This window comes from Streptococcus sp. Marseille-Q5986 (assembly GCF_946902915.1).
In the GTDB taxonomy this organism is placed as follows: domain Bacteria; phylum Bacillota; class Bacilli; order Lactobacillales; family Streptococcaceae; genus Streptococcus.
The window spans coordinates 565,201-580,060 of record NZ_CAMPPY010000001.1; the positions used below are offsets into that span (position 1 = coordinate 565,201).

A 14,860-nucleotide genomic window follows, 5' to 3' on the forward strand; every position below is an offset into this window, starting at 1 on the left:
AAAGGGATTTACCATATCATTTTTTATAATGTTATATTAATAAAAATAATTCAGCTGTCAACACAAAAGATCTTATTTTTCTAAAATATTTTTATTTTTGCTGTTCAAAATTGTAATTAAATAAGCAATTTTCAGATAATAATTGAAAATTCACGCTCTTTATGTTATAATGGTAGTGATTAAATGCGAGGTAAAAAATGGCACATTTATTAGAAAAAACAAGAAAAATTACATCAATTTTGAAGCGCTCAGAGGAGCAGTTGCAGGATGAACTTCCTTACAACGCTATTACGCGTCAATTAGCGGATATTATTCATTGCAATGCCTGTATTATCAATAGCAAGGGATGTCTTCTTGGCTATTTTATGCGCTATAAAACAAATACAGATCGTGTAGAGCAATTTTTCCAAACTAAGATTTTCCCAGATGACTACGTTCAAGGGGCTAATATGATTTACGAAACAGAAGCAAATTTGCCTGTTGAACATGATATGAGTATTTTCCCTGTTGAGAGTAGAGATGATTTTCCAGATGGCTTGACGACCATTGCTCCGATTCATGTATCAGGGATTCGCCTAGGTTCGTTGATCATTTGGCGCAATGACAAGAAGTTTGAAGATGAAGATTTGATTCTTGTTGAGATTGCGAGCACGGTGGTAGGGATTCAACTCTTGAACTTCCAACGTGAAGAGGATGAGAAAAATATTCGCCGTCGTACTGCTGTTACTATGGCGGTTAATACCCTTTCTTACTCAGAACTTCGTGCCGTATCAGCTATTTTAGCTGAATTGGATGGAAATGAAGGACAGTTGACTGCGTCTGTGATTGCAGACCGTATTGGCATTACACGCTCGGTGATTGTCAATGCCCTTCGTAAACTGGAGTCGGCAGGGATTATTGAAAGTCGCTCGCTTGGCATGAAGGGAACCTACCTTAAGGTCTTGAATACAGCTATTTTTGAAGAAGTGAAGAAAAGAGATTACTAATGACTAAGGCTTTAATTTCAATTGATTATACGGAAGATTTTGTTGCTGATAGTGGAAAATTGACAGCAGGTGCTCCAGCTCAAGCTATTTCAGATGCCATTGGCAAGGTAACTCGATTAGCTTTTGAACGAGGAGATTACATATTTTTTACCATCGATGCTCACGAAGAAAACGACTGTTTCCATCCAGAAAGTAAACTATTTCCTCCTCATAATTTGATTGGGACTAGTGGACGGAATTTATACGGAGATTTGGGGACCTTTTATCAAGAGCATGGTTCAGACAGTCGTGTCTTTTGGATGGATAAGCGCCATTACTCAGCTTTTTCAGGGACTGACCTAGATATTCGTTTGAGAGAGCGTCGAGTGTCTACCGTTATCTTAACAGGTGTCTTGACGGATATCTGTGTCCTGCATACAGCTATCGATGCCTATAATCTAGGATATGATATCGAGATTGTTAAACCAGCTGTTGCTTCTATCTGGTCTGAAAATCACCAATTTGCCCTAGGCCATTTCAAAAACACGCTTGGAGCTAAGTTAGTAGATGAAAATCTAAATGAAATTTCAGACTAACTTGCTTAGTAAAAATGAAAAAAATCTGAAAAAAGTATTGACAAGCATCCTAAAAGTTGATATACTAGTAAAGTAATCGACGCGGGGATGGCGGAATTGGCAGACGCGCAGGACTAAGGATCCTGTGACCGCTTTAGGTCGTGAGGGTTCAAGTCCCTCTCTCCGCATAGGATAAGAGTTAGCTTAGGATAGCTCTTTTTTGTTAGCGTGCATAGTGACTATTCAACAAGTAAGGTCTACCTTTCTTGTTTTTTTTCTTTTCTTTTAAATGGTGCTATAATATAGATAGAAAGTAACTGCAAAAAGTCTTATATGAAAGATCATCGAGTAATGGATATTAATAGGTTTAGTTAAAGCGAATATATAAGTTAGGAAAGGAGGAGTAGATGGTCGCTTTGTATTTGAAATGAGTATTTCAAAAGAGTAAAGGAGGATTACGATGGGTAATGAACTTCAACGAATAATGAGCGCCGTTATTCAAATTCTCTTTATTATCTTACTACCTTCTATCTGGTGGTTTCTGACTGTGAGGGTTCAAGTCCCATTCATGGAATGGATTGGGCTAAAAGCTATCAAAAGAGTAAAAACTTTGCAACTGATTTTATGGATGGTAGGGGGATTTTCCTTATTTACTATTTTTCTATCCTTATCTTTCCTCTTACGCGTAGTCTAGAAACAGCTACTTCGGCTTTTTCTGCTATGAGCTCCAAGGCTTTACCAAGTATTCTAATTTACAGTATTTTGCAAACATCTTTACCAGAGGAACTATTATTTAGAGGTTTTCTACTGAAACGAATGGCAAATCACATGCCGTTTGTCTTTGCAAATACCATACAGGCCTTCGTTTTTGGATTGCTTCATGGAGTATTATTTGCTCCAGTAGTAAGAACCTGTATTCACAAAATGATAGAGCCTTTAAAAGCCGATTAATGTGTGAAAGTTTGACAAAAGCAAGCTCTGACGATACGGATTTTTCAACATCCTTAGCTAATCTTCGAGAGTGATTCAACCAAGAAAAAGTTCGCTCAACAACCCAAGGTTTGGGGATGATTTGCCAGCTGGCCTTGATTTTTTCAGAAATATCTACTGGGCAACCAAACTCCTTCACCATCATCTCCTCAGAGCTTTTACGATAACCAGCATCGGCTGAAAAAGCCTTGATGGTTGGGAATTGTAGCATCACTTTGCGAGCCACTAAAAAACCTGATTTTGTGCCGTGCAAATGAGCTGCATGAACCACCACATCGAGAAGATTTCCCACAGTATCCACAAGGATGTGGCGCTTCCTCCCTTTGACCTTCTTACCGCCATCAATCCCACGTTCCTCTGCGGCATCTGTTGTTTTCACGCTTTGAGAATCAATGATAGCATAGGTTGGAGTGGCTGCTCTACCAGCTTTCAGTCGCTTTTTTTAACCAGTTCCGTCAAAATGGTGTCCCACAAGCCGCTCTCTCTGGCACGACGAAAGAAACTCCAGACAGTTGGGGAAGGAGGGAAATCATGAGGGAGCATACGCCATTGGCAACCTGTTTTAGTGATATACAAGGTGGCGTTCACGAGTTCTCGTTTAGCCCACTTATAGGTGCGATGTTGGGAGAAATAGGATTCAAGTTTAGCCCATTCTTGATCGGTTAAATCGGTATCATATGCTTTTCGTATCATATCTTTAGTTTAACATTTTTTTGTGAATACAGATTCTAAGTTTGGAAGTTACTTTTTTCATTGTATTTTTTACTGGAGCAATAGTAGCTTATCTTGGTTTTGTTAATGAAAAGAAAGCAGGAGGATCAATTATACCAAGTTGGCTAATGCATGCCACAGCCAACATCCTCTCTGGTTTAGTTTCTGCATTTTCTTTGCTTTTAGTGGATAAAGTTATAAAAATGGAGCTGGTAGAAATACCAGCTTTTTTTCAAAAAATAAATCAAAAATTTTTTTCGTATTTCATAAACATTTCATATTTTGATTTTATAATAGTCTTACAAATATGGAGGTGACAAATGAATCCAATTCAAAGAACTTGGGCTTATGTCAGCAGAAAACGACTGAGAAGTTTTATTTTATTTCTGATTTTATTTGTCCTGTTAGCAGGAATTTCAGCCTGTTTAACTCTGATGAAGTCCAACAAAACAGTGGAAACCAATCTTTACAAATCACTCAATACTTCCTTTTCTATCAAAAAGATAGAAAATGGACAGACCTTCAAGTTGTCGGACTTATCATCCGTGAGCAAGATTAAGGGACTGGAAAATGTCTCTCCTGAACTCGAGACGGTTGCAAAACTGAAAGACAAGGAAGCGGTGAGTGGTGAGCAGAGCGTAGAACGTGATGATTTGTCAGCAGCGGACAAGAACTTGGTTAGCTTAACGGCTCTTGAGGATTCATCCAAGGATGTTACCTTTACCAGTTCAGCTTTCAATCTAAAAGAAGGGCGACACCTTCAAAAAGGGGATGCAAAGAAAATCCTGATCCACGAAGAGTTGGCTAAGAAGAATAGTCTTTCCCTTCATGACAAGATTGGCTTGGATGCTGGACAGTCCGAAGCTGGAAAAGGGCAAACAGTAGAGTTTGAGATTGTCGGAATCTTTTCTGGTAAAAAACAAGAGAAATTCACAGGCTTGTCTTCTGATTTCAGTGAAAACCAGGTCTTTACAGACTATGAAAGTAGCCAAACCCTTTTGGGAAATAGTGAACCGCAAGTCAGTGCAGCGCGCTTCTATGTAGAAAATCCCAAGGAAATGGACGGACTCATGAAGCAGGTGGAAAACTTAGCTTTAGAAAGTCAAGGTTACCAAGTAGAGAAGGAAAACAAGGCCTTTGAACAAATCAAAGACTCAGTGGTAACCTTCCAAACCTTCCTCACCATCTTCCTTTATGGGATGTTGATAGCTGGAGCAGGAGCCTTAATTTTGGTCTTGTCTCTCTGGTTGAGAGAAAGGGTCTACGAAGTGGGGATTCTTCTGGCACTTGGAAAAAGCAAGATCTCAATCTTCCTACAATTCTGCTTAGAGGTAGTGTTGGTGTCTCTCGGAGCTTTGCTTCCAGCATTTGTTTCAGGAAAGGTCATCACATCCTATCTCCTCCAAACTCTACTAGCAAGTGGAGATCAGGCAACCTTACAAGACACACTAGCCAAAGCAAGCGGTCTATCAACTAGTCTCCCATCCTTTGCAGAATCCTATGTTTTTCTGCTACTGATTAGTTGGTTATCTGTAGCCCTTTGTTTCCTATTCTTATTTAGAAAATCGCCGAAAGAAATTTTATCATCTATTAGTTAATACTCTTCGAAAATCAAATTCAAACCGCGTTAGCTGTATCTGCAACCTCAAAGCTGTGCTTTGAGCAACCTGCAGCTAGCTTCCTAGTTTGCTCTTTGATTTTCATTGAGTATAAGAAGGAGAAATCATGACTTTATTACAATTACAAGATGTTACCTACCGTTATAAGAACACTGCTGAGGCAGTTTTATATCAGATCAATTATCATTTTGAACCCGGGAAATTTTACAGTATTATTGGTGAGTCAGGAGCAGGAAAATCCACTCTCTTGTCTCTCCTTGCCGGTCTTGACAGTCCTGTTGAAGGCTCTATCCTTTTTCAAGGAGAGGACATTTGTAAGAAGGGCTATTCTTACCATCGCATGCACCATATCTCCCTGGTCTTTCAAAATTATAACTTGATAGATTATCTTTCTCCGCTGGAAAATATCCGCTTGGTCAACAAAAAAGCAAGCAAGGATACACTTCTTGAGCTTGGTTTGGATGAAAGCCAGATCAAGCGGAACGTTCTCCAGTTATCAGGTGGTCAACAGCAACGTGTTGCCATCGCTCGCAGTTTAGTCTCAGAAGCTCCAGTTATTCTAGCGGATGAGCCAACAGGAAATCTGGACCCTAAAACTGCTGGAGATATTATTGAATTGCTCAAATCACTTGCCCAGAAAACAGGTAAATGTGTGATCGTCGTCACCCACAGCAAAGAAGTGGCACAGGCGTCAGATATTACACTTGAATTGAAGGACAAGAAACTGACTGAAACTCGCAATACTACAAAATAAGATGATCTTGTTTTGATAGAATGATAAAAACGAATCAAATCTAGAAAGGGAACCTATGTTACACAACGCATTTGCTTATGTTACAAGGAAGTTTTTCAAATCGATTGTTATCTTCCTGATTATTCTCCTCATGGCGAGCTTGAGTTTGGTCGGCTTGTCAATCAAAGGGGCTACAGCCAAGGCCTCTCAGGAGACCTTTAAAAATATCACCAATAGTTTCTCCATGCAAATCAATCGTCGCGTCAATCAAGGAACGCCACGTGGTGCTGGGAATATTAAGGGTGAAGATATCAAAAAAATCACCGAAAATAAGGCCATCGAGTCTTATGTTAAACGCATCAATGCTATCGGAGATTTGACTGGATATGAACTCATTGAAACTCCAGAAACCAAGAAAAATCTCACTGCTGACCGAGCAAAACGGTTTGGAAGCAGTTTGATGATTACAGGTGTCAATGATTCCTCTAAAGAAGATAAGTTTGTCTCTGGCTCATATAGGCTAGTTGAAGGTGAGCACCTAACCAACGACGACAAAGACAAGCTTCTCATGCACAAGGACTTGGCAGCCAAACACGGATGGAAAGTCGGAGATAAGGTCAAGTTGGACTCTAATGTCTATGATGCAGACAATGAAAAAGGAGCTAAGGAAACAGTTGAAGTGACAATTAAGGGACTCTTTGATGGTCACAATAAGTCAGCAGTAACCTACTCACAAGAACTCTATGAAAACACAGCCATCACAGACATTCACACTGCTGCAAAACTTTATGGATACACAGAAGACACAGCTATTTATGGGGACGCAACCTTCTTTGTAACAGCGGACAAGAACTTGGATGACATCATGAAAGAGTTGAATGGTATCAGTGGTATCAACTGGAAGAGCTACACACTCGTGAAGAGCTCCTCTAACTACCCAGCTCTTGAGCAATCCATCTCTGGTATGTACAAGATGGCCAACCTCCTCTTCTGGGGCAGCTTGAGCTTCTCAGTTCTTCTCCTTGCACTCTTGCTTAGTCTTTGGATCAACGCCCGTCGCAAGGAAGTGGGAATTCTCCTTTCTATCGGTCTCAAGCAGGCAAGTATCTTGGGTCAATTCATCACTGAATCTATCTTGATTGCAATTCCTGCACTTATTTCCGCTTACTTCCTAGCAAATTACACTGCTCGTGCAATCGGAAATACTGTTCTTGCCAATGTGACTTCAGGTGTTGCCAAACAGGCTAGTAAGGCGGCTCAAGCCTCTAACCTTGGTGGTGGTGCAGAAGTAGATGGCTTTAGCAAGACCTTGTCGAGCCTAGACATTTCCATTCAGACATCAGACTTTATCATCGTCTTTGTCCTAGCCTTGGTTCTAGTAGTTCTCGTTATGGCGCTTGCATCAAGCAATCTCCTCAGGAAACAACCAAAGGAGCTCTTGCTAGATGGTGAATAATACTGATGATAGACTGAAAAATGAGGCTAGCAACTGAAAGTTTTAAAATAATAAATGAAGCAGAAGAGTCTGTGACAAAAGTCTAACCTTAAATATAAAAAGCGAACAAAACGAGTTATCTGACATTCAGAGTTCGATCTTGTTCGCTTTTTTGTCTAATCTATCGATTTTAAAAATTTATACTAAAGAATTCCTAAAATCAAAATCTTTTTGTCCCAGACTCTTCAGTTTTTTCTGTGTCCCTTAGTGCTTAAATATGATATACTAGAATTAAGGAATTTATTAGAAAGGGGTTTCATAACTTATATATGGAATCGTGCATAAAAATCTATAGAAATTTTATCTTGAAAATAGATAGATAAATCTGTAGAAGCCTATCCATATTGCAAACATAGGCTAGTAGACTTAGGCAGGCTCTACTTTGGAAAATATAGAATAGTGAGGAAAAATAAACATTATGAGACAAACAAATGTTAGAGGAAGCTTGTCCCTCCGTGGCTTTAGAAAATTGAGAACTGGTGCAATTGTTGCGACAGGTGTTATTTTGCTGGGGCTGGGCTTTTTAGCTCCAACTGTATCAGCCAGTGAACAAGATGGTGTTTGGGTAGCCAGAACAGTTGAAGAAGTGAAAGCTGATATTCAAAATATAGACAATTTGTCACACTATACAATTAGGTGGGGTGATACATTGAGTGCTATTAGTGGTGCAACGGACATCTCTGTTGATAGTTTGGTTGAGATAAATCGTATTGCAAATAGAGATTTGATTTTTGCCAATAATAAATTGTATTTTAGCGAAGAGGCTTTTCTAAAAGATGGAGATACAGAAGTCAGAAGACAGCGAGTGTCGATTGATAATTCTGGTAGCCGTCAAAGTTATGAAGTTGAAACAAAGACAGATACTGTAACTGGAGAGCAAACGACTACTGTTAAACAAACGACACCAGTGGTTGTGGAAACACCAGCAGTATCAGCACCGAAATCAGAAACTCCAGTCTCAGATGCGCCAAAAGCTAAAACAAGGTCAGAAACTTTAAATGCGCCATCTGCGGATACTACAAATGAGTCAGCTAACTCAACTGAATCAAGTCCAATAACAGACAATGCCCCTTCAAATACAGGGACTACAAATCAACCTGTAGCTTCAAATCCAAGTTCTGAAGTGCTAGCGCCATCAGTATCAGAGCCCAACATAGAAGCACCGGTAGCTACAACGCCAACATCGGAAGAAGCAGTTTCGCCATCACCAAAAGCAGAGGAATCAGCGTCACCTGTACCAAAATCTGAAGAGCCAGTAACACCGAAAGGGGAAGTAGCGGCTGTACCACAAAAGGAAGTCCAGACTGTATTTAAATCGGAAGTGAATCAAGCATCTGCTGGCCATGTTTTGGTGGGAATTAAAGGAGAATTTTTAACACCAGATCAACAAGTTATCTTAGATTCTCTTAATAAGATTCGTAAAGAGGCTTTTGAGGAGAAATTAGTAGATAAGTATGTTCCGATTAAGTGGTCAACACAACTGGAAAAAACGGCGCTTATGAGAGCTGCTGAGTCTTCTATTACGAATGCCCATGCTCGTCTCTCTACCAAAGATATTTGGACAGCTTTTCCGACTGGTACTAGAACATTTGGAGAAAACTTGGCGTGGAATTATAAAGGATTTACAGAAGCTATTGATCAATGGTATTCAGAAAAAGCCGATTATATTAAAGAATTAAAGGGTGAGACAGTTGCAGGTCAAACTGGTCATTATAAATCATTGATTAATCCTCGATATACTTATACAGGTCTTGGTGCATTTAATAACCCTCGTCATGAACATCACTGGATTGCTGTTGCACAAATTTTAGGAGATAAGGTCGACTCGGAGGCTTTGGTTGGACATTATGGATCAGCAATTCAAGAAGCAGAGGTGACGGAATCTCAACTTGCCTCACTTAAAACAAAGGCTGATATTATCGAAAACATATCTAAAGAAGTGACTAACAGTAAAGATGTTAATTCACAGGAAACGACTTCAGAAACAAGAGATGTAACATCGCACGGTAATGGAGTAACAGAGGAAGCAAAACCAGTATCATCTACAAGTGAGTCAAATGAGGATGGCAATTCAGGCGATTCAACTTCCTCAGTATCAACGTCTAATGGAGAGTCTGGAAAAGAAACTTCAGGAGTTGCAACAGTTGAATCAGGTAGTAATGATGCAAGTTCAAGTGTAAACACTCACCCTGAAGCAAAACCAAGTGAGTCTAATGAAGATTCGGCAAAAGTTAATAAGGAAGAAACAGTAGCAAATACAGAAGCCTTGGAGTCACATAAAGAAAATAAAATTTCAGAAATTCAACAGAGTTCATTATCACCTGAAGAAAAGCAATCTGCTCTTGCTAAAGTAGATGAATTTACTGAAAAGGCATTAAAATCAATAAAAGTAGCAAGCACTTCTGAAGAGCAGGCAAAAGCAGTTGACCAATATGAAGAAGATTTATTAACTATTAATGTACCAGATGTTGAATATCCAGAGACAGATTTCAATAAACCAATCGAAAGTCATGCTGGAGGTACAACTATAGATGAAAATAGTACAGTGGCAAACAGCGCACTAACTTCTAGCAATCTATCTTCTTAGTCATCCTCATCTGGAGATTCATCACAAACACAACCTGTGGCAACGTCAGACACTTCTACAACTGGTCACTCAGGATTCCGAAGAGCAGGAACTTACCAACCTCGAGTAACTCGTCGTCGTAGAAGTATTGAGGAACCTCAAAATGTTGATGTTAAGAAAGAAGAGTTGCGCAAACGTGGCTATACTCTCAAATAGGACTATGTATATCAGGCTAATGGGAAAGATTATAACTATGTTGTAACATTTTCAAAAGCAATTAAATAACTTCTATTCCATAGAGAGTGAAATGTGAGCAGAGATAGCGATAGGCTCTCTTTGTTTTATCTAGTAGAAAGTTTCTTAAAGACAAAAGGCCAGTAAGAGGCTATAATAGAAAATAGAGTAGGTATTTATTCTAATACTCTTCGAAAATCAAATTCAAACCACGTCAGCGTCGCCTTACCGTACTCAAGTACAGCTTGCGGCTAGCTTCCTAGTTTGCTTTTTGATTTTCATTGAGTATAAGAAAAATAAAAAATAGAGAGCAGTTAAAGTATGAAAATTTTAATTGTAGAAGATGAGGAGATGATCCGTGAGGGGATCAGTGACTATTTGACGGATTGTGGTTATGAAACCATTGAGGCGGCGGATGGACAAGAAGCCTTAGAGCAATTTTTCAGCTATGAAGTAGCTCTAGTACTGCTGGATATCCAGATGCCCAATCTTAATGGTCTAGAAGTCCTAGCTGAGATTCGTAAAACCAGTCAGGTTCCTATCTTGATGCTGACCGCCTTTCAGGATGAAGAATACAAGATGAGTGCTTTTGCTTCTCTGGCAGATGGCTATCTGGAAAAACCCTTCTCCCTGTCTCTCTTAAAAGTGAGGGTGGACGCGATTTTCAAGCGCTACTACGATACGGGACGAGTTTTCTCCTATAAGGATGCGCAAGTGGATTTTGAAAGCTATAGTGCAAGTCTAGCAGGAGAAGAAGTGGCTATTAATGCCAAGGAGTTGGAAATTCTGGACTATCTAGTGAAAAATGAAGGTCGGGCCTTGACTCGATCTCAGATTATCGACGCTGTCTGGAAGGCGACAGATGAGATCCCCTTTGACCGTGTCATTGATGTCTATATCAAGGAACTGCGGAAAAAGCTAGACTTGGACTGCATCCTTACTGTGCGCAATGTTGGTTATAAATTGGAGCGAAAATGAAACGAACAGGTTTATTTACAAAGATATTTATCTACACCTTCTCGATTTTTAGTGTTCTGGTTATTTGCCTCCATTTAGCCATTTATTTTCTCTTTCCCTCGACTTATCTGAGCCATCGTCAGGAAACCATTGGCCAGAAAGCGACAGCTATTGCCCAGTCCCTAGAGGGAAAGGATAGACAGAGCATTGAGCAAGTCTTAGACTTGTATTCCCAGACCAGTGAGATCAAGGGAACTGTCAAGGGAGAGATGACCGAGGACAAGTTAGAAGTCAAGGACAGTCTTCCTCTGGACACGGACCGCCAGACCACCTCCCTCTTTATCGAGGAGCGTGAGGTGAAAACGCAAGATGGAAGTACCATGACTCTCCAATTTTTAGCTTCCATGGATTTACAAAAGGAAGCAGAGCAAATCAGTCTCCAGTTTCTTCCCTATACCTTGCTGGCCTCCTTTCTGATTTCCCTCTTGGTGGCCTACATCTACGCTCGGACTATTGTTGCACCGATTTTGGAAATCAAGCGGGTGACCCGTCGTATGATGGATTTGGATGCCCAAGTACGTTTGCGCGTGGATTCTAAGGATGAGATTGGTGATCTCAAGGAACAAATCAATAGCCTCTACCAGCACCTTTTGACTGTTATTGCGGACTTGCATGAGAAGAATGAAGCCATTCTCCAGCTTGAGAAGATGAAGGTCGAATTTCTACGAGGGGCTTCTCATGAACTGAAAACACCACTGGCCAGTTTGAAAATCCTGATTGAAAACATGAAAGAGAATATCGGTCGCTATAAGGATAGAGACCACTATCTGGGAGTTGCCTTGGGGATTGTGGATGAACTCAATCACCATGTTCTGCAGATACTTTCTCTCTCTTCTGTGCAGGAATTACGAGATGATAGGGAAACAATTGACCTCCTCCAGATCACGCAAAGTCTAGTCAAGGATTATGCCTTGCTAGCAAAGGAAAGAGAACTCCAGATTGAAAATAGTTTGAATCATCAGCAGGCCTATCTAAATCCATCAGTTATGAAACTGATTCTATCTAATCTCATCAGCAATGCCATCAAGCACTCTGTTCCAGGTGGATTGGTTCGAATTGGAGAAAGAGAAGGGGAATTCTTTATTGAGAATAGCTGTAGCCCAGAAGAACAAGAAAAACTGGCCCAGTCTTTTTCTGACAATGCTAGTCGCAAGGCCAAGGGTTCGGGAATGGGTCTCTTTGTGGTCAAAAGTTTATTAGAACATGAAAAATTACCCTATCATTTCGATATGCAGGAGAATCGTTTAACCTTCTTTATAGCTTTTCCAAAAGTAGACTAAGACTAGAGAGAAAGGGTTTACATAGATGAAGCTAGAAGAAATTCAATCGAAACTGCGGGAAAAACTAGATTTTTTTGTCAAAAAGTGATAAAATGAACAATGTAAATGGGATGACCCATAAAAATATACAGGAGGCCTGACAAAATGGCAATCGTTTCAGCAGAAAAATTTGTCCAAGCAGCTCGTGACAACGGTTATGCAGTTGGTGGATTTAACACAAACAACCTTGAGTGGACTCAAGCTATCTTGCGCGCAGCAGAAGCTAAAAAAGCTCCAGTTTTGATCCAAACTTCAATGGGTGCTGCTAAATACATGGGTGGTTACAAAGTTGCTCGCAACTTGATCGCTAACCTTGTTGAATCAATGGGTATTACTGTACCAGTAGCTATCCACCTTGACCACGGTCACTACGAAGATGCACTTGAGTGTATCGAAGTTGGTTACACTTCAATCATGTTTGACGGTTCACACCTTCCAGTTGAAGAAAACCTTAAATTGGCTAAAGAAGTTGTTGAAAAAGCGCACTCTAAAGGTATCTCAGTAGAAGCTGAAGTTGGTACTATCGGTGGTGAAGAAGACGGAATCATCGGTAAAGGTGAATTGGCTCCAATCGAAGACGCTAAAGCAATGATTGAAACTGGTATCGACTTCTTGGCAGCTGGTATCGGTAACATCCATGGTCCTTACCCAGCAAACTGGGAAGGTCTTGACCTTGACCACTTGCAAAAATTGACTGAAGCTCTTCCAGGATTCCCAATCGTATTGCACGGTGGTTCAGGTATTCCTGATGAGCAAATCCAAGCAGCTATCAAACTTGGTGTTGCGAAAGTTAACGTTAACACAGAATGCCAAATCGCATTCGCTAACGCAACTCGTAAATTTGCTCGTGACTACGAAGCAAATGAAGCAGAATACGACAAGAAAAAACTCTTTGACCCACGTAAATTCTTGGCTGACGGTGTAAAAGCTATCCAAGCATCAGTTGAAGAACGTATCGATGTATTCGGTTCAGAAGGTAGAGCTTAATTTAGTTTTGACCAATAAAATGAGACTTGTCCAGTGGGCAGGTCTTTTTTTGAGTACGACTTATCCCGTGAGGTCTCATGAGCGCTGAAAGCGTAGTAACAACGAATCATGAGAAGTCAGTCGAGCCCATAGTAGTGAAGAAACCTCTATAATAGAGGTAGAGTGAAGGGGAGAATACTCAAACAGTTTGGGGAGAGACTGTTTGAGGTCTGTCGCTAGAGAGAGAAAACGACAGATCGAAGTAATCCTACTTCACTTGCGTCTGTAAAACGAACGGTCTGATAGAACTGGACTCTATCACGTATTGACTAGATGAAGGTTCACCAATATAAGATGTCCCTCAGGCACCAACACAAGAAAGGAATACGCACATGTCAAAATTGCTAGATAAGATATTATCATGCGAAAATATGCTGGAAGCCTACCATCAAGTAAAATCCAATAAAGGCTCAGCTGGGATTGATGGAATGACTATCGAAGAGATGGATAATTATCTCAAACAAAACTGGCGCCTGACTAAGGAACTGATAAAACAGAGAAAATATAAGCCTCAACCAGTTCTCAGAGTTGAGATTCCTAAACCAAACGGAGGCATCCGTCAACTAGGAATTCCAACAGCTATGGATAGAATGATTCAACAGGCCATTGTCCAAGTCATTAGCCCCATTTGTGAACCCCCTTTCTCAGATGCGAGTTATGGTTTCAGACCAAATAGGTCATGTGAAAAAGCCATCATAAAGCTCTTAGAGTACTTAAATGACGGCTATGAGTGGATATAGACCTAGAGAAATTTTTCGATACGGTTCCTCAAGATAGATTGATGTCCTTAGTACATAACATTATCGAAGACGGAGATACGGAATCCTTGATTCGTAAGTATCTTCATTCAGGTGTTATCATTAAAGGTCAGCGTCATAAAACGCTAGTTGGCACGCCACAGGGAGGAAATTTATCTCCTCTCTTATCCAATATCATGCTGAATGAATTGGACAAGGAATTAGAAAAGAGGGGACTTCGATTTGTGCGCTACGCAGATGATTGTGTGATTACGGTCGGAAGCGAGGCCTCCGCTAAGCGTGTGATGTATTCAGTCAGTCGTTTTATTGAGAAACGGCTAGGTTTGAAAGTAAACATGACCAAGACTAAGATTACTAGACCAAGAGAGTTGAAATATCTAGGTTTTGGGTTCTGGAAATCATCAGATGATTGGAAAAGTCGTCCACATCAAGATAGTGTTCGGAGATTTAAGCTTAAATTGAAGAAACTAACACAGAGGAAATGGAGTATAGACCTAACAAGACGTATTGAGCAACTGAATTTGTCCATTCGAGGATGGATAAACTATTTCTCATTGAGAAATATGAAAAGTATAGTCACTAGCATAGATGAACGCTTGCGTACTCGCCTACTAGTGATTATTTAGAAGCAATGGAAGAAGAAATCTAGACGATTGTGGGGATTGCTTAAGTTAGGAGTTCCTAAATGGATAGCAGATAAGGTATCTGGCTGGGGCGACCACTATCAATTAGTAGCTCAGAAGTCGGTACTTAAGCGTGCTATATCAAAACCAGTCCTTGAAAAACGTGGACTGGTTCGTGTTTGGATTATTACCTTGAACGACATGCGTTAAAAGTTAGTTGAACCGCCGT

Annotated in this window: 14 protein-coding genes, 1 tRNA gene and 2 pseudogenes; 15 read left to right on the top strand and 2 right to left on the bottom strand. The window is 40.2% G+C overall.

All coding sequences use genetic code 11. The features are described 5' to 3' along the window. Nucleotides 1-197: 197 nt before the first annotated feature. From codY to OVN21_RS03000, 5 genes are all read left to right on the top strand, one after another. Nucleotides 198-986 carry a GTP-sensing pleiotropic transcriptional regulator CodY gene (gene codY, locus OVN21_RS02980; RefSeq protein ID WP_267247215.1) on the top strand — a complete coding sequence of 263 codons (789 nt, stop codon included), beginning with the start codon at nucleotides 198-200 and terminating at the stop codon, nucleotides 984-986. After that, complete coding sequence (locus tag OVN21_RS02985) at nucleotides 986-1,561, top strand: cysteine hydrolase family protein (RefSeq protein ID WP_267247216.1); 576 nt, start codon at nucleotides 986-988, stop codon at nucleotides 1,559-1,561. Before codY ends, OVN21_RS02985 begins: the two co-directional genes overlap by 1 nt. 81 nt (nucleotides 1,562-1,642) lie before the next feature. Beyond that, nucleotides 1,643-1,728 (top strand) — tRNA-Leu (locus OVN21_RS02990). 272 nt (nucleotides 1,729-2,000) lie between these two features. Then, on the top strand, nucleotides 2,001-2,234 hold the full coding sequence (locus tag OVN21_RS02995) for a hypothetical protein (RefSeq protein WP_267247303.1): 234 nt from the start codon (nucleotides 2,001-2,003) through the stop codon (nucleotides 2,232-2,234). Nucleotides 2,235-2,260: 26 nt separating this feature from the next. Continuing rightward, nucleotides 2,261-2,491 carry a CPBP family intramembrane glutamic endopeptidase gene (locus OVN21_RS03000; protein WP_267247299.1) on the top strand — a complete coding sequence of 77 codons (231 nt, stop codon included), beginning with the start codon at nucleotides 2,261-2,263 and terminating at the stop codon, nucleotides 2,489-2,491. 211 nt (nucleotides 2,492-2,702) lie between these two features. Here OVN21_RS03000 and OVN21_RS11060 read toward each other — a convergent pair. Together OVN21_RS11060 and OVN21_RS03010 are read right to left on the bottom strand one after the other, a co-directional pair. Then, nucleotides 2,703-2,963 (bottom strand): annotated as a pseudogene (locus OVN21_RS11060) (transposase); the annotation flags it as partial. Further along, complete coding sequence (locus OVN21_RS03010) at nucleotides 2,960-3,223, bottom strand: transposase (protein ID WP_267247217.1); 264 nt, start codon at nucleotides 3,221-3,223, stop codon at nucleotides 2,960-2,962. The pseudogene OVN21_RS11060 and the gene OVN21_RS03010, both read right to left, overlap by 4 nt. Nucleotides 3,224-3,264: 41 nt before the next feature. Between OVN21_RS03010 and OVN21_RS03015 the strand changes: the two genes are divergently transcribed. The 10 genes and pseudogenes from OVN21_RS03015 (at nucleotide 3,265) to ltrA (ending at nucleotide 14,852) form a co-directional block, all read left to right on the top strand. Beyond that, entirely contained in the window at nucleotides 3,265-3,558 is a 294-nt protein-coding gene (locus OVN21_RS03015; RefSeq protein WP_267247218.1) for a hypothetical protein, read from the top strand. A gap of 3 nt (nucleotides 3,559-3,561) precedes the next feature. After that, nucleotides 3,562-4,839: an ABC transporter permease gene (locus OVN21_RS03020; protein WP_267247219.1), complete on the top strand. Its 1,278-nt coding sequence runs from the start codon at nucleotides 3,562-3,564 to the stop codon at nucleotides 4,837-4,839. 127 nt (nucleotides 4,840-4,966) lie between these two features. After that, nucleotides 4,967-5,614, top strand: coding sequence for an ABC transporter ATP-binding subunit Vex2 (gene vex2, locus OVN21_RS03025; protein ID WP_267247220.1), 648 nt, complete (start codon nucleotides 4,967-4,969; stop codon nucleotides 5,612-5,614). 55 nt (nucleotides 5,615-5,669) lie between these two features. Next, the gene (gene vex3, locus OVN21_RS03030) at nucleotides 5,670-7,049 is read left to right on the top strand and encodes an ABC transporter permease subunit Vex3 (protein ID WP_267247221.1); all 1,380 of its coding nucleotides are present in this window, start codon (nucleotides 5,670-5,672) and stop codon (nucleotides 7,047-7,049) included. A gap of 457 nt (nucleotides 7,050-7,506) precedes the next feature. After that, on the top strand, nucleotides 7,507-9,675 hold the full coding sequence (locus OVN21_RS03035; protein WP_267247222.1) for a CAP domain-containing protein: 2,169 nt from the start codon (nucleotides 7,507-7,509) through the stop codon (nucleotides 9,673-9,675). Nucleotides 9,676-9,711: 36 nt separating this feature from the next. Continuing rightward, on the top strand, nucleotides 9,712-9,870 hold the full coding sequence (locus OVN21_RS03040; protein WP_187416438.1) for a hypothetical protein: 159 nt from the start codon (nucleotides 9,712-9,714) through the stop codon (nucleotides 9,868-9,870). Between the two features lie 339 nt (nucleotides 9,871-10,209). Further along, nucleotides 10,210-10,866, top strand: a complete 657-nt coding sequence (vncR, locus tag OVN21_RS03045; RefSeq protein WP_267247223.1) for a response regulator transcription factor VncR — start codon at nucleotides 10,210-10,212, stop codon at nucleotides 10,864-10,866. After that, complete coding sequence (gene vncS, locus OVN21_RS03050; protein WP_267247224.1) at nucleotides 10,863-12,185, top strand: sensor histidine kinase VncS; 1,323 nt, start codon at nucleotides 10,863-10,865, stop codon at nucleotides 12,183-12,185. The genes vncR and vncS overlap by 4 nt, the downstream gene beginning before the upstream one ends. A 144-nt stretch (nucleotides 12,186-12,329) precedes the next feature. Then, nucleotides 12,330-13,211 (top strand): class II fructose-bisphosphate aldolase, encoded by an 882-nt coding sequence (locus OVN21_RS03055; RefSeq protein ID WP_267247225.1) that lies wholly within the window; start codon nucleotides 12,330-12,332, stop codon nucleotides 13,209-13,211. 371 nt (nucleotides 13,212-13,582) lie between these two features. After that, nucleotides 13,583-14,852: pseudogene (gene ltrA / locus OVN21_RS03060) on the top strand (group II intron reverse transcriptase/maturase). The last annotated feature ends 8 nt before the right edge of the window (nucleotides 14,853-14,860 follow it).